Origin of the sequence: Paractinoplanes rishiriensis, from assembly GCF_016862375.1 — a bacterium.
GTDB lineage: Bacteria > Actinomycetota > Actinomycetes > Mycobacteriales > Micromonosporaceae > Actinoplanes > Actinoplanes rishiriensis.
Genome location: NZ_BOMV01000090.1, coordinates 1 through 19,276 on the forward strand (window position 1 = coordinate 1; position 19,276 = coordinate 19,276).

Here is a 19,276-nt window from a genome sequence, read left to right on the forward strand (position 1 = left end):
TTTCGTGCCGACCCGGCGCACCAAGGCCAAGTCGCTGGCGATCCCGGACTCCAAGGCGTTCGGCGACATCAAGCGCGGCAGCGGCAAACAGAAGATCGCCACCACCATGGCCTTCGTCCGGCTCCTCAAGGACCTGATGAAGGACAAGGAGTTCGGCGCGCGCTGGGTGCCGATCATTCCGGACGAGGCACGTACGTTCGGCATGGACTCGCTCTTCCCGACCAAGAAGATCTACTCCCCGCACGGCCAGACCTACACCTCGGTCGACCGGGAGCTCTTCCTGTCGTACAAGGAAGCGACCAACGGCCAGATCCTGCACGAGGGGATCAACGAGGCCGGGTCGACGGCGAGCTTCATCGCGGCCGGCACCTCGTACGCCACCCACGACGAGCCGATGATCCCGCTGTACATCTTCTACTCGATGTTCGGCTTCCAGCGGACCGCGGACGAGCTGTGGGCGGCCGCCGACCAGATGACCCGGGGCTTCCTGCTCGGCGCCACGGCCGGCCGCACCACGCTGAACGGCGAGGGCCTGCAGCACGAGGACGGGCACTCGCTGCTGATCGCGGCGACCAACCCGGCCGTGGTGGCGTACGACCCGGCGTTCGCGTTCGAGATCGCGCACATCGTCGAGAACGGCCTGCACCGGATGTACGGCGAGCGGCAGGAGAACGTCTTCTACTACCTCACCATCTACAACGAGCCGGCCGTGCAGCCCGCGCAGCCGGACGACCTCGACGTGGAGGGCCTGCTCAAGGGCATCTACCGGTATTCACCGGCGCCGGAGACCACCGGGCCCAAGGCGCAGCTGCTGGCGTCGGGCACCGGCATGGCCTGGGCGCTCAAGGCCCAGCAGCTGCTCGCCCAGGACTGGGGCGTAGGCGCCGACGTCTGGTCGGTGACCTCGTGGACCGAGCTGCGGCGGGACGCCGTCGAGACCGAGGAGCACAACCTGCTGCACCCCGGTGACCAGCCCCGCAAGCCGTACGTGGAACAGAAGCTGGACGGCACCGAGGGCCCGGTCGTCGCGGTCAGCGACTTCATGCGCGCGGTGCCCGACCTGATCGCCCGCTGGGTGCCGAACGACTACACGTCGCTGGGCACCGACGGCTTCGGCATGAGCGACACCCGGCACGCGCTGCGCCGCCACTTCCACGTGGACGGCGAGTCGGTGGCCGTGGCCACGCTGCGTCAGCTCGCGCTGCGCGGCAAGGTGCCGGCGCACGTCCCGGCCGAGGCCGCCAAGAAATACGCGATCGACGACGTCTCGGCGGCCCCGGTCGGCGAGACCGGCGGCGACAGCTGATTCCCGCCGCCGGCGGCCTGCCGACTCAGGGCGGGCCGCCGGCGGACTCACGGTCAGGCGGGCACGGTCAGGCGGGCACGTAGGTGACGACCTGGACCCCGGTCGTGGTCTGCCAGGTGTCGGTGGGCTTCAGCGCGACCTTGGTGCCCTCGTCCCAGAGCTTGCGTCCTTCGCCGGTCACCACCGGGTAGATCATGATGCGGTACTCGTCGATCAGGTTGTGCCGGGTCAGGTAGTTGACCAGGGAGGCGCTGCCGTTGATCAGCAGGTTGGCGGGCTCGGTCTTGAGCTTGGCCACCGCGTCGGCCAGCTCACCCGCCAGGAACGTCGCGTTCCACTCCGGCTCGGTCAGCGTGGTGGTGGCCACGTGCTTGGGCATCGAGTTCATCCGGACGCCGAAGTCGCCGGTCTCGGCCTCCATCTGCGGCCAGGCGGCCTTGAAGCCCTCGTATGTCCGGCGGCCCAGCAGCAGCGCGCCGGCCTCGCGCAGGTTGGCGGCCTGCCAGTTGCCGAGTTCGTCGTTGAAGTAGGGACCGCTCCAGGCGGGCTCCTCGAAGACGCCGTCGAGGGTCACATACTCCACCGCCACGATCTTGCCCATTTCGACCACCCTACGCCGCCCCTTCCCGGAAGGGCCATGTATCCCTTAACCTCCGAGGAAAATTCGCGTTAGGGAGGCCGGATGGCCGTCGCCCACGGGGTGCCAGCGCTCGCCGAACCCGTCGTACCGGTCCGGCGCTCCTGGATCGGTCTTCTCTTCGCCGCCAACCTGGGTCTCTGGATGGCCTTCTTCACGCCCATCCAGGTGCTGCTGCCCGAGCAGGTCGCCGCACTCGCCGGGTCGCACAAGGAGGCCTGGCTCGGCGTCGTCACCGGCATCGGCGCGCTCGTCGCGATCATCGTGAACCCACTGGCCGGCGCTTTCTCCGACCGCACCCGGCTGCGGCTGTTCGGCCGCACCTACGGCCGGCGGCACTGCTGGACCGTGGGCGGCGGCATTCTCGCGGTGATCTCGCTGGTCGCCCTGGCCGACGCACCGAACCTGCTGTGGGTGACGCTGGGCTGGGCCGGCGCCCAACTGGGTCTCAACATCATGCTGGCCACGCTGACCGCCGCGGTGCCCGACCGGGTGCCGGTCTCGCAGCGCGGCCTGGTCTCCGGCTGGATCGGCATGCCACAGGCGCTGGGCCTGGTGCTCGGCGCGATCCTGGTCACCGCGGTGGTCACCGAGACCGGGCCGGGCTACCTGCTGATGACGCTCGGCCTGGTCGTCCTGGTGGCACCGTTCGTCATGATCACCCCGGACGATCCGCTCGCCGAGGTGCCGGTCACGCGTACCCGCTGGAAGTTGAATCTCCGCGAACACCCGGACTTCGCCTGGGCCTTCGGCACCCGGTTCCTGGTCCAGCTCGGCAACGCGCTGGGCACGCTCTACCTGCTCTACTTCCTGTCCGACGCGGTCAAGCTGCCCAAGCCGGACGAGGGCCTGCTGATCATGATCCTGCTCTACACGGCCGGCATGATCTCGACCGCGATGCTCGGCGGCTGGCTCTCCGACCGGCTCGGCCGCCGCAAGATCTTCGTGATCTGGTCCGGCGTGCTGATCGCGATCGCGGCCCTGCTGCTGGGCATCTGGCCGACCTGGCCGGTGGCCCAGGTCGCGGCGGTGTTGTTCGGCGCCGGCTACGGGGTCTACCTGGCGGTCGACACCGCGCTGATCACCCAGGTGCTGCCCGCCGCCACCGACCGCGCCAAGGACCTCGGGGTCATCAACATCGCCTCGGCCGCCCCGCAGGTGCTCGGCCCGGCCCTGGCCGCGCCGATCGTCACCCACCTCGGCGGTTACCCGGCGCTGTTCGGCCTCACCGCCCTGGTCACCCTGCTCGGAGCGGTAGCCGTGGTGAAAATCCGTTCGGTCCCATAGGTACTCTGGTCGGGTGACTGTTCGCGTACGTTTCGCTCCGTCCCCGACCGGCATGTTCCACGTCGGCGGCGCCCGCTCGGCGCTGCAGAACTGGATCTATGCCCAGCAGCACGGGGGTGTCTTCGTGCTCCGGATCGAGGACACCGACGCCGCCCGCAATCGTCCCGAGTGGACCGAGGGCATCATCTCGGCGCTGGACTGGATCGGCATCGAGCGGGGCACGTACGAGGGACCCCATTTCCAGTCCTCGTACGCGGCCGACCACACCGCCGCCGCCACCCGGCTCTACGGCGAGGGCCGCGCGTACTACTGCGACTGCAAGCGGGACGACGTGATCGCCCGCACCGGCAACCAGCACACCGGCTACGACGGCTTCTGCCGCGACCGGGCGCTGGGGCCGGGCGAGGGCCGCGCGCTGCGCTTCCGCACCCCGGACAGGGGCGAGACCGTGGTGGAAGACCTGGTGCGCGGCAAGCCGACCTTCGAAAACCGGCTGCTCGAGGACTTCGTGGTGGCCCGCGCCGACGGCTCGCCGCTGTTCCTGCTGGCCAACGTCGTGGACGACCTGGCGATGGGCATCACCCACGTGATCCGGGCCGAGGAGCACCTGCCCAACACGCCCAAGCAGCAGCTGCTCTGGGAGGCGCTGGGCGCGACCCCGCCGGTCTGGGCGCACGTGCCGGTGATCGTCAACGAGAAGCGGCAGAAGCTGTCCAAGCGCCGCGACAAGGTGGCCCTCGAGACCTACCGCGACGAGGGTTACCTGGCCGCCGCCATGCGCAACTACCTGATGCTGCTCGGCTGGGCGCCGTCCGGCGACCGCGAGATCGTGCCCTGGTCGGTGATCGAGCAGGAGTACCGCATCGAGGACGTCAACCACGCGTCGGCCTTCTTCGACGTCAAGAAGCTGCGAGCGTTCAACGGCGACTACATCCGCGCCCTCGCGCCGGACGAGTTCGCCGCGGTGTGCGCGCCCTGGCTGCAGGGCACCGACACGATCCCGGCCCCGCCGTGGGCTCCGGCGGCCTTCGACACGCACGTGTTCGCCCAGGTCGCCCCGCTCGCGCAGACCCGCATCGCGGTGCTGTCCGAGATCGTGGAGTACGTCGACTTCCTCTTCCTCGACGAGCCGGCCCGCGACGAGGCGTCCTGGGCCAAAGCGATGAAGGGTGAGGCCGCCGAGATCCTGGACGCGACCGTGGCCGCGTTCGAGGCGCTGCCGGACTGGTCGGCCGAGCCGCTCAAGGCCGCGCTCGAGGAGGTCGGCCTGGCCCGCGAGCTCAAGCTGGGCAAGACCCAGGCGCCGGTACGCGTCGCGGTCACCGGGCGCTCGGTCGGGCTGCCGCTGTTCGAGTCGATCGAGGTGCTCGGCCGCGAGCGCACGCTGGCCCGGCTGCGGGCCGCCCGCGCCGCTCTCTAACTTCCGAACCGTCTAATTCGGTACGTGGGCGACATGTCCCCCGTACCGAATTTTTCGTTTTTATCGCACTTGCTGCCCGGTCGTCCATCGTTACTCGTCGTTACGGTAACGAATTTAGCCAGGCGGGTGACCGACTTCCCTGCCGCTTGCCCGGGGTGGGTAGTATTCGGCCGCTGATCAAAGGTCGTTGTCGTCTCGTCAGTCATCCCCAGATGGCTTCAATTCGTCCGGCTCGAGATGCGCCCGGGCGTCTGTCCGGGGAGGCTAGAGCGCGTGGCCCGGTCGCGATCCACCGTCGCGGCACGACCAGCAGCGCGCGAAGCCATGTCCACCACGGGGCGGGGAGGCCGGACGATGGTTCCAGAGGCGATAACCCGGTTGGCCAAAGCGGCCGGATCGGTAGCCGTCGTCGTCGCGCTTGCGCTCGGCACCGGCCCCGCGGCGGCGACCGCCGCGCCCAAGCCTCTGCCGAAACCGACCAGCATCCAGATCGAGGGCAAGGGCATCGAGGATACCCTCGTCGTCCAGCAGTCCGGTCAGGCCCGCCTGTTCGACAACCTGCTCGGCGAGGTCAACTGGATGGCGGGCGCGAAACCGCACGCGGTCGCTCCGAAAGCCGACGCGCTCGGCCCCAAGTTCGTCCTCACCGTCATGATCAAGACGGTGCCCACCCAGGTCTACGACCTCTACCCGATGGCGGCCGGCGGCCCTCGCGCCTACCGCCCGGCCAACCAGCCGAGCGGTAAGAAGGCGGCCGGCTGGTTCTACGGCCGGCTCACCATGAGTGAGACGCTGCGGGTCAGCGGCGTGCCGCTGGAGGCCCGGCCGGACGTGGTGGCCGGCGGCATCGGCGGCGGCGTCGGCGTGGACATCGGCACCGAGGCGATCGACCCGGCCACCGAGATGAACAACTTCCTCGACGAGATGCGCCGCGTGCTGCTGCTCAACGGCGCCGTGCTGATCGTCATCCTGTGCGGCCTGGCCGGCATCGCCTACCTGATCCGCCGCCGGATCTAGGGCCGGTCCTAGTCGATCTCGACCGGCACCGGCACCCGGAACACCGGGCAGGCTCCGGACGACGGCCCGGTACAGGTCTCGTTCGGCCCGAAAGCGCCGGCCAGCCGCGGATCGGTGGCGATCTCCTCGACCTGCGCACCGGTCAGTGCCGGCTTGCCCGCGTCCGCGTCGTCGGTGCCCCGCTCCCCGGTGGCCATCACGGCGACCGTGCGGCCGTCCGAGATCCGTCGCGCGATGGTCTGATGCACCTGCCAGTCCAGGTCCTGGTCGTCGTCGTAGCGGACGTACTCGATGCCGCGCGGCGCCCACTCGGTGCGGGCGCACTTGCCGGGCGCGGCCAGCACCGGGAAGCACAGGTCCTCCGGCGCCGGGTACACGGCGATCTCCACGGTGCCGCGCGGCTTGCCCTCCTCGTCCACCACCGAGTACTGCCGCCAGCCGTTGCCGCGTTCCGGCGGCCTCGGGAAGATGTGCATGCCCTGGTCGTCCACCAGCGGCGCCACGATCGCGAGCACCGGGTCGGCGATGGCCGACGGCACCGGCACGGCGCTGGGCGGCCCGGCCACCGGCGCCCGCTCGGTGGTGTCCGGCAGCAGGGTGGTGGTGAGCAGATATCCGGCGGCCGCGATGGTCACGGCCGCGGCGGCACCGGCGGCGATCAAGGCACGGGTACGCCGCCGGCGCAGCCGGTCGGCCCGGCGGAACACCTCGTCCACCTCGTCGCCCAGCGCCGGCTCGCCGTCCAGCACGTGCTCGAGGAGTTTGCCCAGTTGCACGCTCATCCGGCCATCGCTGCTTCCGAGTCGGTGAGCAGCTTTTCCAGCGCCGCCAGACCGGCCTTCTCGTAGGCGGCCACCCGCTCGTCGTCGAGGTCGAGCATCGCCCCGGTGGCGTCCACGTCGAAGCCGTCCCAGTAGCGCAGCACCAGCACCGCCCGGCATCGCGGGGCCAGCTTGTGCAGCGCGTCCAGCAGCAGGATCGACTCGGCCGCGACGCCCTCGGCGCCGGCCGAGGCCACGAAGACGTGCTCCCGCCGCCGGTTCCGCTTGCGGCAGGCTTCCATCAGATCCGCGTACGCGTAGACGTCCGGATCGGCCACCGCACCGCGCCGGCTGTCGGCCACCACCCGGGCCAGGCAGTCCCGGGTGAGGTCGGTGGCCAGATCCCAGTCGCCGCACATCAGGAACGCCGACCGCCGCAGGTGGGGCAGCCGGCTGATCACAAACTCGCGGAGCCCTTCGTCGTCGCCGGACATGGCACCTTTATAGGCGAATGTTGGGTGACAGCGGGACGAAACCGCCTCACACTCCCCGAACGGACAGCTCGACGAGGCGTACCAGATCTTCCAGGTCGGCCTCGAACTCCCGGGATCCGGTCTCGCCGCCCGCCGCTGCCGGCAGGCCGCCGGTGACCTCGCCGGTCGCGTAGCCGAGCAGGAACGCGCAGATCATCCGCGCCAGCCGGGGAATCCGGTCGTCGGCCACCCCGGCGTCGTGCAGGATGCCGCGCAGGGCGGCGGTCAGCCAGGACGCCGACGCGCCCGCGGCCGAGCGGTTGAGCAGCAGCGGGAAGGCACCAGGGTGGGCGTACGCGAGCTGGCGCACGGCCCGGCCGGCCGCGCGCAGCCGGTGCCGCCAGTCCAGCTCGGCCGGATCGGCGCCGACCGCGGTGCCCAGTTCCAGGTGCAGCAGGTCGACGAGACCGTCGAGCAGCGCGTCCTTGCCACCCACATACGGGTAGAGCGCCATCGAGGTGAGACCGACGCGTTCGGCCACCGCTCGCATCGACATGGCGGCCAGGCCGCGCTCGTCGACCAGCGCCAGGGCCTGGTCCAGGATCTGCCGCCGCTTGTCGTCCACCGCACAACCGGTACCGGCCGGGCGGTCCCCGGCGCCGAGACGCGCCCGGACCGCTCACCCGGTCGGGTGAGCGGATTCAGCACCAGGCCCAACCCAGCGGCCCAACCCAGCGGCCCAACCCAGCGGCTCAGCACCAGCGGCTCAGCACCAGCGGCTCAGCACCAGCGGCTCAGCACCAGCGGCTCAGCACCAGCGGCTGGGCGGGCGGCCGCGACCGGCGGCCCGGCGGCGCGGACGCACCGCGCCGTGCAGGTGGGCACCGGCCCAGCCGCGAAGCTCGGTCAGGCACCCCATCCGGCTCGGCCCGGGCCCCGCCTCGTCCTCGGCAATCGGCGGCGGCGTCGCGTCGTCGAGCACAGGATCGTTGTCGGCGCACAGCGGCCCGTCCTGCGGCTCCGGCATCTCGCCACCCCCCATCGTCACGCGGTCTTTGATCGGCAGCGCCGGGCCGGGTATTACCGTCCGGGACGGTGAGCCGGGCAACGCTAGGCGACACCATGCCAGGTCACCGACCGAAATCACGGTAGGGGCGCACCGCTACTCCCCCCAAAGACCCCAAAACTTCATAAAACAGACATCTAGCGAGTGGGATCCGCCCGTTTACCTGCGATCTTGGAGAAACGCGCCGTCCGGCACGCCCGGCGGCGCTCGGGTATCCGACCGGCGGCGTGGCACCCTGTCTGCGTGGCAGAGACCGCCGGCCCGGCGAAACCCCCGCTCGCCGCCACTCTGCGCCGAATCGAGCGTAGCGCGGGCGGGCTGGCAACCTCGGCCGTGGCCCGGATGGACGAGACCCTGCCCTGGTTCCGCGCGCTGCCGGCCGATCAGCGCTCCTGGATCATGCTGGTGGCCCAGGCCGGCGTCCGCTCGCTGGTCGAGTGGCTGCGCTCCGGCGGCACCGTCGCCGAGACCACCCAGGAGATCTCCGACGAGGTGTTCGCGGCCGCGCCCCGGGCGCTGGCCCGGTCGATCACGCTGACCCAGGCGGTCCAGCTGATCAAGGCGACCATCGACGTGGCCGAGTCCGAGGTGGACCGGCTGGCCGCGCCCGGCGAGGAGGAGGCGCTGCTCCAGGCGATCCTCCGGTACTCGCGGGAGATCGCGTTCTCGGCCGCCCGGGTCTATGCGCGCGCCGCCGAGTCACGCGGCGCCTGGGACGCCCGGCTGCAGGCCATGCTGGTCGACGCCCTGCTGCGCGGCGACTCCTCGGACGTGCTGGCAAGCCGGGCGGCCGCACTGGGCTGGGCCGACAAGCCACCGGTCGCGGTGGTGGTGGGCCGCTCCCCCGGCGGCGACATCACCGCGGTGCTGCACGCCGTCTACCGGGCCGCGCGCCGGGGCCGGCTCGAGGTGATCGGCGGGGTGCACGGCGACCGGCTGGTGGTGGTGATGGGCGGCGCCACCGACCCGGCGGCCAGTGCCGGCGCGCTGGCGCCCAGCTTCGGCGCGGGGCCGATCGTGGTGGGCCCGGCCGTGCCGTCGCTCGACCAGGCCACCGAGTCGGCCCGGGCCGCGCTGGCCGGTTTCCGCGCCGCGCCCGCCTGGCCCGGTGCACCCAATCCGGTGACCGCCGACGATCTGCTGCCCGAACGCGCCCTGGCCGGCGACCTGGAGGCCCGGCGGACGCTACGGCACGACGTCTACGGTGCACTGTCCCGGGCCGGTGGCGGACTGCTGGAGACCCTGGACGCATTCTTCGCCGCCGGCGGGGTACTCGAGAGTGCGGCTCGCGAGCTGTTCGTGCACCCCAACACGGTCCGCTATCGCCTCAAGCGGGTTGCCGAGGTGACCGGTTTGTCGCCGTTGGACGGGCGGGACGCGTTCGCACTCCGATTGGCACTGACCATCGGGCGACTCGATCCTGCGAGCTAAATCACCAGCGCCTGGCACGCTAGGCTGGTGGTATCAAATGGGGCTGAAGTTAGACAAGTTAACCCCCCTTTTGTAGAAACCCCACAACAGTAGTCGTAGGGTTTCGTTGCCGCCGTCAACCGCGGAACACCGACCCATCCGGAAGAGTCAAAACCGTGCTCGCCGTACTCTCGCCCGGCCAGGGCTCTCAGAAGCCCGGCTTCCTGACCCCCTGGGTCGATCTTCCGCATGCCGACGCCCGGCTGAAGTGGTGGTCGGCCCTCGCCGGCGTCGACCTGCGCCACCTCGGCACCGAGGCGGACGCCGACGAGATCCGGGACACCGCCCGCACCCAGCCCCTGCTGGTCGCGGCCGCGCTGCTGGCCGCCGACCACCTCCCGATGCACGACGTCGGCCTGGTCGCCGGGCACAGCGTGGGCGAGCTGGGCGCAGCCGCCCTGGCCGGCGTGCTGCCGGCCGAGGCCGCCATCACCCTGGCCGGCGTGCGCGGCCGGGAGATGGCCGCGGCCTGCGCGCTGGAGCCGACCGGGATGAGCGCGGTCCTCGGCGGTGACCCCGGCGAGGTCCTCGCGGCGATCGAGCAGCACGGGCTGCATCCGGCCAACCGCAACGGCGCCGGGCAGATCGTGGCGGCCGGTGGGCGGGACGCGCTGGCCAAGTTCGCGGCCGATCCGCCGGCCAAGGTGCGGGTCATCACGCTCCAGGTGGCCGGTGCCTTCCACACGCCGTACATGGCCCCCGCCGAGACCGCACTGGCCGCGGTTGCCGGCGGCGTCACCACCACCGACCCGGCTCGCATCCTGCTCTCCAACCTGGACGGCAGCGCCGTGGTGCACGGGCGCGAGGTGCTCCAGCGGCTGGTCCGCCAGGTCACCGCGCCGGTGCGCTGGGACCTCTGCATGCGCACGCTGAAAGACCTGAACGTCACCGGCATCATCGAGCTGCCGCCCGCCGGCACGCTGGCCGGACTGATCAAGCGCGAACTCAAGGGCGACGGTGCCCCCGAGATCGTCACCCTCAACACCCCGGACGACCTGCCCGCGGCCCGCGACCTGATCGCCCGGCACGGCGTGACCCCGAGCCACGAGCCGGTCCCGTCGTTCCGGGTCGTGGTCGCGGCGAACGCCGGCACGTTCCGGCCGGCCGACGGCCTCGACGAGGGCCAGGACGTCCGGGCCGGCCAGGTCATCGGACACGTCGTGACCCGCCAGGGCGAGGTCGAACTGACCGCGCACGCGGGTGGCGCGCTCACCGAGTGGCTGGCCCACCACGACGACCCGGTCGCGCCGGGGCAGCCCATCGCCCGGATCGGCGGGCATACCGAAGGAGCAACTCGATGACCGCGGGTTCCCGCATCGTCGCGATGGGGCACTACCAGCCCTCGCGAGTCGTCACCAACGACGACCTGGCCAGCACGATCGACACGAACGACGCGTGGATCAAGGACCGGGTCGGCATCGCGGAACGGCGCATCGCCGACGCCGAGACCGTTGCCGACATGGCCACCTTCGCGGCGGAAAAGGCACTGGCCGGTTCCGGCCTCACCGCCGCCGACATCGACCTGGTCACGGTCGCCACCTGCTCGTCGATCGACCGCTGCCCGAACGTCGCGACGCGGGTCGCGGCCCGGCTCGGCATCGCCGCGCCGGCCGCGTTCGACCTGAACACCGCCTGCTCCGGCTTCTCGTACGCGATGGGCACCGCCGACCACGCGATCCGCGCCGGCGCGTCCCGCAACGCGTTGGTGATCGGCGCCGAAAAACTCTCCGACGTCACCGACTGGACCGACCGCACCACCGCGGTGCTGTTCGGCGACGGTGCCGGCGCGGCGGTGCTGACCGCGGTGCCAGACGGCGAGCAGCCCGGCATCGGCCCGGTCCTCTGGGGCTCCGCTCCCGACAAGGGCGACGTGCTCAAGATCGAGGGCTGGCAGCCGTACATCAAGCAGGAGGGCCAGGCGGTCTTCCGCTGGGCCACCACGGCGCTCGCCCCGTTCGCGATCGAGGCGTGCCGCCGGGCCGGCGTCGAGCCGTCCGAGCTGGCCGCGTTCGTACCGCACCAGGCCAACACCCGGATCATCGACGGCATCGTGAAGCGGCTCGGCCTCGGGCCGGACGTGGTCGTCGCCAAGGATCTGGTCGAGTCCGGCAACACCTCGGCGGCCAGTGTGCCGCTGGCCCTGTCCAAGCTGATCGAGCGTCGCGAGGTGCCCTCGGGCGCTCCCGTGCTGCTGTTCGGTTTCGGCGGCGGCCTCACCTACGCCGGCCAGGTCGTCCGCTGCCCCTGAGGCGCGGTCGGTCCTGATCGGAGCACCTCCCCACCAGTTGAGAGGAATCACCAAGAAGATGGCAACTCGCGAAGAGATCACCTCCGGCCTCGCCGAGATCCTCGAGGAGGTCGCCGGGGTGAACCCGGACGACGTCGCCGAGGAGAAGTCCTTCACCGATGACCTGGACGTCGACTCCCTGTCCATGGTCGAGGTCGTGGTGGCCGCCGAGGAGAAGTTCGGGGTCAAGATCCCGGACAACGAGGTGCAGAACCTGAAGACCGTCGGCGACGCCGTGACCTACATCGAGGCGAACCACTGACATGAGCAACGTAGACGTCGTCGTCACCGGGCTCGGCGCGACCACCCCGTTGGGCGGGGACGTCGCGTCCACCTGGGACGCCATGCTCGCGGGCCGCTCCGGGGTGAGACTGCTCACCCAGGAGTGGGCTGCCCAGCTCCCGGTCCGGATCGCCGCGGAGCTCGCCATCGAACCGTCCGAGGTCATCGAGCGGGTGCGGATGCGCCGGCTCGACCGCTCCGAGGCGATCGCGCTGATCGCCGCGAAGCAGGCCTGGTCCGACTCCGGCCTGGAGGGCTCGGGTCTCGACCCGGAGCGCCTCGGGGTCAGCTTCGGCAGCGGAATAGGCGGTGCGAAGTCACTGCTCGACCAGGACGACATCCTGGAGCAGTCCGGACCGCGGCGGGTCAGCCCGCACACGGTGCCGATGCTGATGCCGAACGGGCCGGCCGCCTGGATCGGCATCGAACTGGGCGCTCAGGCTGGCGTACACGCCATGGCCAGCGCCTGCGCGACCGGAGCCGAGGCACTCTCCCTCGGCCTGGACATCATCCGTTCCGGCCGCGCCGACGTGGTGCTGGCCGGTGGCAGCGAGGCGGTCATCCACCCGCTGCCGTTCGCCGGATTCGCCGCCATGCGGGCCATGTCGACCCGCAACGACGAGCCGGAAAAGGCATCCCGTCCGTGGGACAAGGGCCGCGACGGCTTCGTGTTCGGCGAGGGCGCCGGCGCGGTCGTGCTCGAGCGGGCCGACCACGCGGCCGCCCGCGGCGCCCGGGTCTACGCCCGGCTGGCCGGCGCCGGCATCACCTCGGACGGCTACGACATCGTGCAGCCCGACCCGGAGTGCAAGGGCGGCATCCGCGCGATGACCAAGGCGATCCGCGACGCCGGCCTGACCGGCGCCGACATCGCCCACGTCAACGCGCACGCCACCTCGACGCCGGTCGGCGACATGGGCGAGGTCCTGGGCATCAAGGCCGCGGTCGGCGACCACCCGGTGGTCACCTCGACCAAGTCGATGTCCGGGCATCTCCTCGGCGCGGCCGGTGCGGTCGAGTCGATCGCCACCATCCTCGCCATCCGGGACGGCGTCGTGCCGCCCACCATCAACCTCGACGACCCGGACGAGCGCCTCGACCTCGATGTGGCGGCCCACAAGAGCCGCCAGATGGAGATCCGCGCGGCGATGAACAACTCGTTCGGCTTCGGCGGCCACAACGTGGCGCTGATCTTCACCCGCCCCTAGATCAGGAGCTGCCGTGACCGCCACCTCATCGGGCCTGGACGCGGCCGCCGTCGACAACCGGGACCCGGAGCTTCGCCTCCGGGCCCTGTTCGACCGCGGCACCCTGCGTCTACTGGCACCCCGCGACTCTGCTGCCACCGACGCCTGGCGGCGCGGAGAACCAGAGGCCCTTCGGGATGAATCGGGGGTGCTGTACGCGCGCGGTGAGGTGGACGGCACCCCGGCGATCGCCTTCGCCACCGACGCCACCCGGATGGGCGGCGCCATGGGGCTGGTGGGCTGCCGGCACATCGTCGACGCGATCGACACCGCGGTACGCGAGCGGGTGCCGGTGCTCGGCCTCTGGCACTCCGGCGGCGCCCGGCTCGCCGAGGGCGTGGTGGCCCTCGACGCGGTCGGCCAGGTCTTCGCCGCCATGGTGCGGGCCTCCGGCCGGGTACCGCAGATCTCGGTGGTGCTCGGCCCGGCGGCGGGCGGCGCCGCGTACGGGCCGGCGCTCACCGACATCGTGATCATGAGCAAGGCCGGCCGGATCTTTGTAACCGGCCCCGAGGTGGTCCGCAGCGTCACCGGCGAACAGGTCGACATGGAACGCCTCGGCGGCCCGGAACCGCACGGCCGCCGCTCCGGGGTCGTGCACATCACCACCAAGGACGACGAGACCGCGCTGGCCGAGGCCCGCCGGCTCACCGTCCTGCTCGGTCACCAGGGCCGGATCAGCGTGCCCGACGTGCTGGACGGCGGCAGCCACGACCTCAGCGCCACCATGCCGGCCGCGGCCAACCGGGCGTACGACGTGAAGCCGGTGGTCAAGGCGCTGCTCGACGAGCCGGGCGTGGAACTGCACGCCAGGTGGGCGCCGAACGTGGTCACCACGCTGGGCCGGTTCGGCGGGCGCACGGTCGGCGTGATCGCCAACAACCCGTTGCGCTTGGGCGGCTGCCTGGACGCGTCCAGCGCCGAGAAGGCGGCCCGCTTCGTGCGCATGTGCGACGCGTTCGGCGTGCCGCTGATCGTGCTGGTGGACGTGCCCGGCTATCTGCCCGGGCTGGGCCAGGAGTGGGACGGCGTGGTGCGCCGCGGCGCCAAACTGCTGCACGCGTTCGCCGAGGCGGTCGTGCCCCGGGTGACGCTGGTGACCCGCAAGGCCTACGGCGGCGCGTACGTCGCCATGAATTCGCGGGCGCTCGGCGCGACGGCGGTCTTCGCCTGGCCGCAGGCCGAGGTCGCGGTGATGGGCGCCGGCGCCGCGGTGAACATCCTGAACCGCAAGCAACTGGCCGCCGCGCCGCCCGAGGAACGCGAAGCGCTGCGCGAGCGGCTGGTCCAGGAGCAGACCGAGGTGGCCGGCGGCGTCGGCCGGGCCCTGGAGATCGGCGTGGTTGACGAAATGATCAAACCGGAGGACACCCGCCGCCGGATCGCCGAGGCGCTGGCCGCCGCTCCGGCCGCCCGCGGCGAACACGGCAACATCCCGCTCTGATCACGCCCCAACTCCGCCCCACCCGCTCGGCCGCACCCCCGCTCGGCCGCACCCCCGCTCGGCCGCACCCCCGCTCGGCCGCACCCCCGCTCGGCCGCACTCCGCCCACTCCGCCTGATTTATTCGGCATAGTAGATATATCCGTTTCGGCAGATTTGTCGCCGCTAACGGATTGTCCGCGAGACCCCTGCCTCAGCCGCAGGCCGAGCGCGGCAAGCCCGTCACCGCCACCGGTGACTTCCCCGGCGCCTTTGCCTTGCCCGCGACCACCGCGGCCAGCGCCGTCATCGACAGCTTGCTGGACGAATACGTGGCGACCAGGGCCGGGGATTTCGCCGCGGCGAGCAGGTGCGGGGTGTCCATCATGACCGTCACGGCCGCGGCCGGATCCAGGTCGACGGACTTGTCTCCGTACCCGACCAGGTGGATGACCTTGCCACCCGCGGCCTGGACCTGGACGCCTGCCGCTTGCAAAGCACGGACCAGGTTGATCCTGGCCACCTCGCGGCCGCCGGCCGCGGTGACGGTGACCGGACCCTCGACCAGCGCGCCGGAGCACGGGCCGCGGAACACCGTGACCGAGGCGGCACCGAGCGCGCCGACCGCCTGCTGGTGCTTCACCGAGTTGACCACGGCGAGTTCCGGCTGCGCGGTGGCGGCCAGCCGGAACTTCAGCGTGAGAATGCGGGTGACGGCCTCGACCAGGCGCTCCCGCTTGAGCGAGCCGCCCTTCAGGCCGGCCAGGATGCCGTCCCGGGCCGCGGTGATGTCCGGGGGCATGAGCAGCAGGTCGTTGCCCGCGTTCAGTGCCCGGACCGCGGCCTCGCCGGCCGGCCACTTCTTGGCGGGCGGCATGTTCATGGCGTCGGTGACGGCCACGCCGGTGAACTTCATCTCGGTACGCAGCAGGTCCGTCATGATCTTGCGGGAGAAGGTGGCCGGCACGCCCTTGTCGAGTCCCTGCACGTCGAGGTGGCCGGACATCACCACGCCGGCACCGGCGTCCACACCGGCCTGGAAGGTGGGCCGGTCCTGGGCCGTCCACTGCGCCCGGTTGAGCGCCACCACGGGCAGTCCCTCGTGGCTGTCCCCACTGGTGTGACCGTGCCCCGGGAAGTGCTTGACGGCGGCCGCCACGCCGGCGCCCTCCAGGCCGCGCACCGCGGCCGCGACCTGCTGCGCGTTGGCCCGGGGGTCGCTGCCGAACGCGCGCGAGCCGATCACCGTGTTGGCGGGCGGCCCGAGGGTGTCGGCCACCGGGGCGAAGTCGACGGTGATGCCCATGGCGGACAGCTCCGCTCCGGCGGCGCGCCAGGCGGCCTCGGTGAGGGCGGGCTGGGCCGCGGCGCCGACGGCCATCGCGGACGGGAGCGCGGTCACCCCGTTGGTGATCCGGGTGACCACGCCGTACTCCTGGTCGGTGCCGATCAGCAGCGGGGCGCCGCCGGGCAGCGTACGGGCCGCCTGCTGCAGGCCGTCGGTGAGCTTGCGGACCTGCGGCGGACTCTCCACGTTGCTGGTCGGGTTGGTGGAGCCGGTCGGGTCCTGGGCCGTGAAGCCGACCAGGATCAGCCCGCCCAGGTGGAACTTGGTGATCATCTCGGCGGGGGTGTCCACACCGGCCAGGCTGCGGTTGCCGGCCGCAGAGGTCTTGTCCACCGTGGTCGCGTCGCTGCCGTAGGCGTACGGCATCAGCACCTGACCGGCCAGCGTGGTGTCGTTCATGCCGGCGACGGCCGCGGCAGCCTGGGTGGCCGGGTCGCCGGCCGGCACCGAGGCGGGCGCCGACGATGGCACCGTCGCGGCGGGACTCGGCGCGACGGCGGGCGGCGCGGGCTGGTCCTTCCCGCACGCGCCGGCGGCCAGGAGCAGCGGTACGACCAGCAGTCTCCTCATCACGCCAGCCATCGAAGCAGCCCAGCCGGATCTCCGCAAAGATTCGGGCAGTCTTCACCTGCGGGCCGGCTCAACCCGCCGATCTAGCCGACCCGGGTCAGCAGCGTGACCGGGGCGCCGTCGCCGGCGTACCGGTACGGCTCGAGCTCGGCGTCCCACGCCGTGCCGAGCGCCTTTTCCAGGGCATGCGACAGGGCCTCCGGCGCTCGCGCGGAGGACATGATCGAGCGCAGCCGGTCCTCGCCGATCTGGATGTCCCCCGAAGCGCCCATGATCCCGTGGAACAACCCGCGCCCCGGCACGTGCATGAAACGCTCGCCGTCCACGCCCGCGCTGGGTTCCTCGGTTACCTCGAAACGGATCATGGGCCACTGCCGGAGGGCAGCAGCCAGCTCAGCGCCGGTCCCGGCCCGGCCGGTCCAACTGCATTCGGCCCGCCGCATGCCGGGATCAACCGGCTGGGCGGTCCATTGCAGGTTGACCGGCGCTGTCAGGACGCGCGCGATCGCCCACTCGACGTGTTGGCACACGGCAAGTGGGGTCGAGTGGACGTATACGACGCCACACGTTGGCACGGTGACCTCCCGGAGACCGAGGTGCGTCTTCCCCTACGACCTCGACCGCGGTTGATCGTGTCCCATGATGCCGGTTGGTACTGATGGTGCGCCAGAGAATCGGCAACATCGACATCGGAACTGCCGTAGTGGCACACCCTGCCCAACGGCCGGACCTGCTCCGACGGCACGGTCCGCGGGCCGTCGTGTAGAGTTGCCACGGCCTTTTTTCTGCTTTTTCTCAAGGAGTACTGCCGTGGCGAGCAACACCTCAAAGACCGCCCGCGCATCAGTCCGCGCCGGCCAGGGAGCCGGTGGTGCTCTCAGCGTGCTTGGCGAGTACAAGTACCTGATCCCTCTCGCCAACGGCCGCTTCGCCTACGTGCGTAACCTGACCAACGGCAAGACTGCGCACCTCAAGACCGACTCGGACGCGTTCGTCGAGGAGATCCGCATCCTCGCCGCCGCCGGCCACGGCGCCAAAATCCGCGCCGAGCTCAACGCACTCGAGACCGCCAACCCTCAGCACGGCTGGGGCGACACCGAGAAGCGCCTCGTCGACGCCGGCGTCTTCGAGGGCTGACCCCGCACGCTCCGGCAAGGGCGTCTAGCTGCCGTCGGCAGCGAGGCGCCCTTTTCGCACCCACTGATCAACATCGCACCGAGATCATTCGGGCATCAACCCCCCAAAAGACCTTGAATGTACGCGTGACCTGCGCGCTGGGCGGGCCGCATCCACCCGCTTCCGCCCCGCGCCGATGCGGAAACCACCTCACCCCAAGCGCCCTCAGTGCGACGAGATCGGGCAATTTGGTCGGTCGGGTCGGAGCAGCGCACTCCTGCAATGCCGTCCCACTCCAGCACTGACCGCGCACGTCTCTCAAGTCAGCTTATTCGCGCATTTATCGGGCAGGCTTCTGGCGACGCCCGGCTCGGGCATCGCCCAAGTTCGGGAGCGCGGGCGGCGGCATGGAGAGGCTATGGTCGGCAGCCCTGGCTACCGCGGAGGGGCGCTGTGTACAACCATGAGCCGGATGGCTACGCCTGCCCGTTTTGTCTGCTTGTAGCGGGTGGGGACGATGGGTGGGTCAATACGCAGCGGGATGTAGTTCGGCGCAGTGGGTTGGCTACCGCGCTGGTGTCGCCTCGGTGGTGGCCCGGAAACCACGGACATGTCCTGGTTGTGCCGAACGGGCATGTTGAGAACCTGTATGACTTGCCGGCGGTCCAGGGGCATGCCGTGCACGACCTGGTCAAGGAGGTCGCGGTCGCCATTCGGAGCACGTACGGGTGTGACGGGACGTCGGTTCGGCAGCACAACGAGCCCGCGGGCAACCAGGACGCCTGGCACCACCACGTGCACGTCTTTCCGCGGTATGCGGGCGACAACCTCTACGGCTCGCGGCCCTACCCCGAGTTTGTGAGCGAAGCCGAGCGCCTGCCCTACGCCGAGCGGCTCCGGGCGTACTTCTCCTAGCTCAGGAGATCGACCCAGCCGGTGTCCAGGTCGTAGACCGCGCCCACCACGTCGACCCGGCCGGCGCGGACCGCCTCGGCCACGCCGTCGATCTCGCGCATGCGGGCGACCGTGCGGGCTACGTGGGCACGCATCGCCTGTTCGGCGGCGTCGGGGGCCTCGATGTCGACCTGGCGGACCGCGGGTGCGAGCTGGTCGACCAGGTAGCCGATGTCGCCGCCGGGGTGGTCGCCGGCGCGTACCGCCTCGACGGTGGCCTGGACGGCGCCGCAGCGTTTGTGGCCCAACACCATGATCAGGGGTACGCCGAGCTTGAGCACGGCGAAGCCGACCGAGCCCAGGACGGCGCGGTCGGCCACGTGGCCGCCGGAGCGCACCACGCAGATGTTGCCGAAGGTCTGGTCGAAGATCGCTTCCAGCGGCACCCGGGAGTCGATGCAGCCGACCACGACGGCGTGCGGCTGCTGGCCGCCGGAAGCGGCCGCGGCCGCGGAGACCCGGTGGCCGTGTTCGGGGCGGCCGCTCACGAAGCGTTTGTTGCCGGCTACCAGCTCAGCGAGGGCGTCTGCGGCGTCCGTGATCGGTGTGGCCGCTGCCGCCGACGGGTCGGTCGTCATACGAGAGATTCTCGCCGAGTTCGGCCCTGTGAACA

Annotated in this window: 20 protein-coding genes; 12 read left to right on the forward strand and 8 right to left on the reverse strand. The window is 71.2% G+C overall.

Features of this window, described 5'->3' with window-relative positions; genetic code table 11:
* A partial coding sequence (locus tag Ari01nite_RS40950; protein ID WP_438872281.1) for a transketolase-like TK C-terminal-containing protein occupies positions 1-1,306 on the forward strand: 1,306 nt, incomplete at its 5' end.
* A 67-nt stretch (positions 1,307-1,373) separates the two neighbouring features.
* On the opposite strand, the gene Ari01nite_RS40955 is transcribed toward Ari01nite_RS40950, so the two are convergent.
* Positions 1,374-1,907, reverse strand: coding sequence for a dihydrofolate reductase family protein (locus Ari01nite_RS40955; RefSeq protein WP_203788887.1), 534 nt, complete (start codon positions 1,905-1,907; stop codon positions 1,374-1,376).
* An 81-nt stretch (positions 1,908-1,988) separates the two neighbouring features.
* On the opposite strand from Ari01nite_RS40955, the gene Ari01nite_RS40960 reads away from it, so the two are divergent.
* The 3 genes from Ari01nite_RS40960 to Ari01nite_RS40970 all read left to right on the forward strand — a co-directional run bounded on the left by Ari01nite_RS40960 (position 1,989) and on the right by Ari01nite_RS40970 (position 5,667).
* A complete protein-coding gene (locus Ari01nite_RS40960) occupies positions 1,989-3,230 on the forward strand; it encodes an MFS transporter (protein ID WP_203788889.1) in 1,242 nt (413 codons plus the stop codon).
* 13 nt (positions 3,231-3,243) lie between these two features.
* Positions 3,244-4,650 carry a glutamate--tRNA ligase gene (gene gltX, locus Ari01nite_RS40965; RefSeq protein ID WP_203788891.1) on the forward strand — a complete coding sequence of 469 codons (1,407 nt, stop codon included), beginning with the start codon at positions 3,244-3,246 and terminating at the stop codon, positions 4,648-4,650.
* Between the two features lie 354 nt (positions 4,651-5,004).
* Positions 5,005-5,667 carry a hypothetical protein gene (locus Ari01nite_RS40970; RefSeq protein WP_203788893.1) on the forward strand — a complete coding sequence of 221 codons (663 nt, stop codon included), beginning with the start codon at positions 5,005-5,007 and terminating at the stop codon, positions 5,665-5,667.
* A gap of 8 nt (positions 5,668-5,675) precedes the next feature.
* Here the strand turns inward: Ari01nite_RS40970 and Ari01nite_RS40975 are convergent, their stop codons facing one another.
* The 4 genes from Ari01nite_RS40975 to Ari01nite_RS40990 all read right to left on the reverse strand — a co-directional run bounded on the left by Ari01nite_RS40975 (position 5,676) and on the right by Ari01nite_RS40990 (position 7,928).
* Positions 5,676-6,449 (reverse strand): hypothetical protein, encoded by a 774-nt coding sequence (locus tag Ari01nite_RS40975; RefSeq protein WP_203788895.1) that lies wholly within the window; start codon positions 6,447-6,449, stop codon positions 5,676-5,678.
* Positions 6,446-6,922 (reverse strand): sigma factor-like helix-turn-helix DNA-binding protein, encoded by a 477-nt coding sequence (locus tag Ari01nite_RS40980; RefSeq protein ID WP_203788897.1) that lies wholly within the window; start codon positions 6,920-6,922, stop codon positions 6,446-6,448. The genes Ari01nite_RS40975 and Ari01nite_RS40980 overlap by 4 nt, the downstream gene beginning before the upstream one ends.
* 46 nt (positions 6,923-6,968) lie before the next feature.
* A complete protein-coding gene (locus Ari01nite_RS40985; protein ID WP_203788899.1) occupies positions 6,969-7,526 on the reverse strand; it encodes a TetR/AcrR family transcriptional regulator in 558 nt (185 codons plus the stop codon).
* A 183-nt stretch (positions 7,527-7,709) separates the two neighbouring features.
* Complete coding sequence (locus Ari01nite_RS40990) at positions 7,710-7,928, reverse strand: hypothetical protein (protein WP_203788901.1); 219 nt, start codon at positions 7,926-7,928, stop codon at positions 7,710-7,712.
* 282 nt (positions 7,929-8,210) lie between these two features.
* Between Ari01nite_RS40990 and Ari01nite_RS40995 the strand changes: the two genes are divergently transcribed.
* The 6 genes from Ari01nite_RS40995 (at position 8,211) to Ari01nite_RS41020 (ending at position 14,697) form a co-directional block, all read left to right on the forward strand.
* On the forward strand, positions 8,211-9,398 hold the full coding sequence (locus Ari01nite_RS40995; protein ID WP_203788903.1) for a PucR family transcriptional regulator: 1,188 nt from the start codon (positions 8,211-8,213) through the stop codon (positions 9,396-9,398).
* 155 nt (positions 9,399-9,553) lie between these two features.
* Positions 9,554-10,738, forward strand: a complete 1,185-nt coding sequence (locus Ari01nite_RS41000) for an acyltransferase domain-containing protein (RefSeq protein ID WP_203788905.1) — start codon at positions 9,554-9,556, stop codon at positions 10,736-10,738.
* Positions 10,735-11,685 carry a beta-ketoacyl-ACP synthase III gene (locus Ari01nite_RS41005; RefSeq protein WP_203788907.1) on the forward strand — a complete coding sequence of 317 codons (951 nt, stop codon included), beginning with the start codon at positions 10,735-10,737 and terminating at the stop codon, positions 11,683-11,685. Before Ari01nite_RS41000 ends, Ari01nite_RS41005 begins: the two co-directional genes overlap by 4 nt.
* A 58-nt stretch (positions 11,686-11,743) precedes the next feature.
* Positions 11,744-11,986: an acyl carrier protein gene (locus tag Ari01nite_RS41010; RefSeq protein ID WP_203788909.1), complete on the forward strand. Its 243-nt coding sequence runs from the start codon at positions 11,744-11,746 to the stop codon at positions 11,984-11,986.
* A gap of 1 nt (position 11,987) precedes the next feature.
* A complete protein-coding gene (gene fabF, locus Ari01nite_RS41015) occupies positions 11,988-13,214 on the forward strand; it encodes a beta-ketoacyl-ACP synthase II (RefSeq protein ID WP_203788911.1) in 1,227 nt (408 codons plus the stop codon).
* A gap of 13 nt (positions 13,215-13,227) precedes the next feature.
* Entirely contained in the window at positions 13,228-14,697 is a 1,470-nt protein-coding gene (locus Ari01nite_RS41020; RefSeq protein WP_203788913.1) for an acyl-CoA carboxylase subunit beta, read from the forward strand.
* Positions 14,698-14,889: 192 nt separating this feature from the next.
* Here Ari01nite_RS41020 and Ari01nite_RS41025 read toward each other — a convergent pair whose 3' ends face one another.
* Together Ari01nite_RS41025 and Ari01nite_RS41030 are read right to left on the reverse strand one after the other, a co-directional pair.
* The gene (locus tag Ari01nite_RS41025; protein ID WP_203788915.1) at positions 14,890-16,593 is read right to left on the reverse strand and encodes a glycoside hydrolase family 3 protein; all 1,704 of its coding nucleotides are present in this window, start codon (positions 16,591-16,593) and stop codon (positions 14,890-14,892) included.
* Between the two features lie 83 nt (positions 16,594-16,676).
* Positions 16,677-17,168, reverse strand: a complete 492-nt coding sequence (locus Ari01nite_RS41030; RefSeq protein ID WP_203788917.1) for a DUF3145 domain-containing protein — start codon at positions 17,166-17,168, stop codon at positions 16,677-16,679.
* 235 nt (positions 17,169-17,403) lie between these two features.
* Here Ari01nite_RS41030 and Ari01nite_RS41035 point away from each other — a divergent pair, with 235 nt between their 5' ends.
* Together Ari01nite_RS41035 and Ari01nite_RS51125 are read left to right on the forward strand one after the other, a co-directional pair.
* Positions 17,404-17,730, forward strand: coding sequence for a hypothetical protein (locus tag Ari01nite_RS41035; RefSeq protein ID WP_203788920.1), 327 nt, complete (start codon positions 17,404-17,406; stop codon positions 17,728-17,730).
* Positions 17,731-17,991: 261 nt separating this feature from the next.
* Positions 17,992-18,624, forward strand: a complete 633-nt coding sequence (locus Ari01nite_RS51125; RefSeq protein WP_203788922.1) for an HIT family protein — start codon at positions 17,992-17,994, stop codon at positions 18,622-18,624.
* Here the strand turns inward: Ari01nite_RS51125 and Ari01nite_RS41045 are convergent.
* A complete protein-coding gene (locus Ari01nite_RS41045; RefSeq protein WP_203788924.1) occupies positions 18,621-19,241 on the reverse strand; it encodes a carbonic anhydrase in 621 nt (206 codons plus the stop codon). The genes Ari01nite_RS51125 and Ari01nite_RS41045 overlap by 4 nt on opposite strands.
* Positions 19,242-19,276 lie beyond the last annotated feature (35 nt).

Bases quoted from the DNA above. Each gene is read 5' to 3' on its own strand.
- Ari01nite_RS51125 (WP_203788922.1), top strand. From the start codon at position 17,992: ATGCCGTCCCACTCCAGCACTGACCGCGCACGTCTCTCAAGTCAGCTT.
- Ari01nite_RS40980 (WP_203788897.1), bottom strand. From the start codon at position 6,922: ATGTCCGGCGACGACGAAGGGCTCCGCGAGTTTGTGATCAGCCGGCTG.
- Ari01nite_RS40970 (WP_203788893.1), top strand. From the start codon at position 5,005: ATGGTTCCAGAGGCGATAACCCGGTTGGCCAAAGCGGCCGGATCGGTA.
- Ari01nite_RS41045 (WP_203788924.1), bottom strand. From the start codon at position 19,241: ATGACGACCGACCCGTCGGCGGCAGCGGCCACACCGATCACGGACGCC.
- Ari01nite_RS40955 (WP_203788887.1), bottom strand. From the start codon at position 1,907: ATGGGCAAGATCGTGGCGGTGGAGTATGTGACCCTCGACGGCGTCTTC.
- Ari01nite_RS41025 (WP_203788915.1), bottom strand. From the start codon at position 16,593: ATGAGGAGACTGCTGGTCGTACCGCTGCTCCTGGCCGCCGGCGCGTGC.
- Ari01nite_RS41010 (WP_203788909.1), top strand. From the start codon at position 11,744: ATGGCAACTCGCGAAGAGATCACCTCCGGCCTCGCCGAGATCCTCGAG.
- Ari01nite_RS40960 (WP_203788889.1), top strand. From the start codon at position 1,989: ATGGCCGTCGCCCACGGGGTGCCAGCGCTCGCCGAACCCGTCGTACCG.
- Ari01nite_RS40990 (WP_203788901.1), bottom strand. From the start codon at position 7,928: ATGCCGGAGCCGCAGGACGGGCCGCTGTGCGCCGACAACGATCCTGTG.
- Ari01nite_RS41005 (WP_203788907.1), top strand. From the start codon at position 10,735: ATGACCGCGGGTTCCCGCATCGTCGCGATGGGGCACTACCAGCCCTCG.
- Ari01nite_RS40975 (WP_203788895.1), bottom strand. From the start codon at position 6,449: ATGAGCGTGCAACTGGGCAAACTCCTCGAGCACGTGCTGGACGGCGAG.
- fabF (WP_203788911.1), top strand. From the start codon at position 11,988: ATGAGCAACGTAGACGTCGTCGTCACCGGGCTCGGCGCGACCACCCCG.